The 2,360-nt window shown below is 45.6% G+C and carries 3 protein-coding genes; 2 read left to right on the plus strand and 1 reads right to left on the minus strand.

Translation table 11 applies throughout. The features are described from left to right. Nucleotides 1–774, minus strand: a 774-nt coding sequence (locus B3180_RS14250) for a M16 family metallopeptidase (protein WP_286845159.1), incomplete at its 3' end; no start/stop codon positions are given. Between the two features lie 214 nt (nt 775–988). On the opposite strand from B3180_RS14250, the gene udk reads away from it, so the two are divergent. Together udk and B3180_RS14260 are read left to right on the plus strand one after the other, a co-directional pair. Continuing rightward, nucleotides 989–1,621 carry a uridine kinase gene (gene udk, locus B3180_RS14255; protein ID WP_054487310.1) on the plus strand — a complete coding sequence of 211 codons (633 nt, stop codon included), beginning with the start codon at nt 989–991 and terminating at the stop codon, nt 1,619–1,621. A 13-nt stretch (nt 1,622–1,634) separates the two neighbouring features. After that, nucleotides 1,635–2,360: NupC/NupG family nucleoside CNT transporter (locus B3180_RS14260; protein ID WP_286845162.1), on the plus strand; the 726-nt coding region annotated here is incomplete at its 3' end.

Raw genomic sequence — 2,360 nt, forward strand, 5'->3', positions numbered from 1 at the left:
ATGCTTACCAGGTCCGATATCGGCAAAGTATTTAGTGACTTTCTCCTTTGCGGTTTCCACATCAATATCGCCTGCCAATACCAATACTGCATTAGCTGCGCCGTAGTAATCTTCAAACCACTGGTGTACGTCGTCCAGAGAAGCTGCGTTTAAGTCTTCCATTGAGCCAATAACAGACCATGAGTATGGGTGACCTTCAGGGAAGGTTTGCTCGGCGATATAACTCCAGGCTTTACCATAGGGCTGAGCTTCACCTTGACGTTTTTCGTTTTGTACAACGCCACGCTGCTCATCGAGTTTTTCCTGAGTTACTGCTCCCAACAGGTGACCCATACGGTCAGATTCCATCCAAAGTGCCATATCAAGTGCTGGCGTAGGGACATTCTCAAAGTAGTTAGTACGGTCATTGTTAGTGGTGCCGTTCATTTCGGTAGCACCTGCGCGCTCAAAAGGACCGAAGTATTCGTCATCGTAGTTTTCGGTACCATTGAACATCAAGTGCTCAAATAAGTGAGCGAAACCGGTTTGTCCGGCTTTTTCATCTTTAGAGCCAACGGCGTACCAAACGTTTACCGCAACAATAGGGGCTTTGCGATCTTCGTGAACAACGACGGTTAAGCCGTTATCTAAAGTAAATGTCTCGTAGTTGACCTTTACTTCGGGAAACTGTGATTGGCTAACAGCCTGTTGGTTATTAGCTGATTGGGTTGACTGGCAGCCTCCGAGAAGGGCTGTGGCTACCGCAACAGCGGTAATTGTTTTCATCATTTTCATTGTAGTTCCTGAATTATTTTTTATTAAGCGCCATTACTATACGAGAGTCATCACTAATATGCCTGCTTATGTTCAGGCTAAATTGTAACGAAATTAAACATATGGAAACTTGTGCTCAGATATTGTGAGAATAAAGGTAGCAGTCAAGTCTTTTAATTACGCAGACAATCAAGGATAATTGCGCGCGGTTTGCAGCAAATAGAAACGGAAGCTTGTGAGTAAAATAACAGTGATAGCTATAGCTGGCGCTTCAGCGTCAGGAAAGAGCCTGTTTGCCTCAACGGTGTATCAGGAGTTGGTGGCTGAGTTAGGAACTGACGGTATTGCTATTCTGGCCGAAGATGCTTACTACCGTGACCAGAGTCATATGACCATGGAACAGCGTGTTTTAACCAACTATGACCAGCCTGCCGCTTTCGAACACGATTTGCTGATGCAACATTTGCGGCAGTTAAAAGCCGGCGAAGCCGTTGAGATGCCGCAGTACAGCCACACTACTCATACTCGGTTGGAAGAATCAATACGAGTTGCGCCCGCAAAAGTTGTGATGGTTGAAGGTATTTTGCTGTTAACTGATGAGAAGTTACGCGAGCAGTTTGATATTTCGGTATTTATGGATACGCCGTTGGATATTTGTTTGCTGCGTCGTATCAAGCGCGATATTGAAGAACGTGGCCGTACTTTGCAGTCGGTTACTGAGCAATACGAGCAGTATGTTCGTCCCGCATTCTTTGACTTTATATTCCCGTCTAAGCAGTTTGCTGATCTCGTTGTCACTCGCGGTGGTCAAAACGAAATCGCCATTGATATTATAAAAACAAAAATACGTCAGTTGCTGGCGGAATAAAATTGGTTCTTTTATGAATAGTATTCTCGGCGTTGCCGTCATATTTATCGTTGCATACTTGGTTTCAACGAACCGTAAAGCTATCCGCTGGCGTACCGTTTTAGGTGCTTTTGGCATTCAGGTTCTGTTGGCCGGCTTTGTTCTCTACGTACCTATTGGACGGGAACTTTTGTTCAGTTTCGCGCAAGGTGTTTCTGCCGTTATTGGTTATACCAAAGCGGGTATCGATTTCTTGTTTGGTAATCTTGCGTCCGAAGAGTTTGGTTTCGTATTCGCTATTCAAGTTCTTTCAGTCATTGTTTTCTTCTCGTCTCTCATTTCTGTTCTGTATTACCTGGGCATTATGAAGTGGGTAATTCGTATTTTAGGTGGTGGCTTGCAAAAGTTGCTTGGTACCAGTCGGCCTGAATCGATGTCAGCTGCCGCTAATATTTTTGTCGGGCAAACCGAAGCACCTATGATGGTAAGACCATTTATAGGCACTATGACGCGCTCAGAGCTGTTTGCGGTCATGGTTGGTGGTATGGCGTCGGTGTCTGGCTCGGTTTTAGCCGGTTATGCCGGTGTTGGCGTTGAGTTGAAGTACCTGATTGCAGCAAGTTTTATGGCAGCTCCGGGCGGTTTTCTCATGGCAAAAATGATGATCCCCGAGTGTGAAAAACCACGTAACGACCTGGAAGAAGTGGAAGTAGAAGATAATTCAGCGAACGTTATTGATGCCGCAGCGCAGGGCGCGTCC

Source organism: Idiomarina sp. UBA4206 (assembly GCF_002383015.1).
GTDB lineage: Bacteria > Pseudomonadota > Gammaproteobacteria > Enterobacterales > Alteromonadaceae > Idiomarina > Idiomarina abyssalis.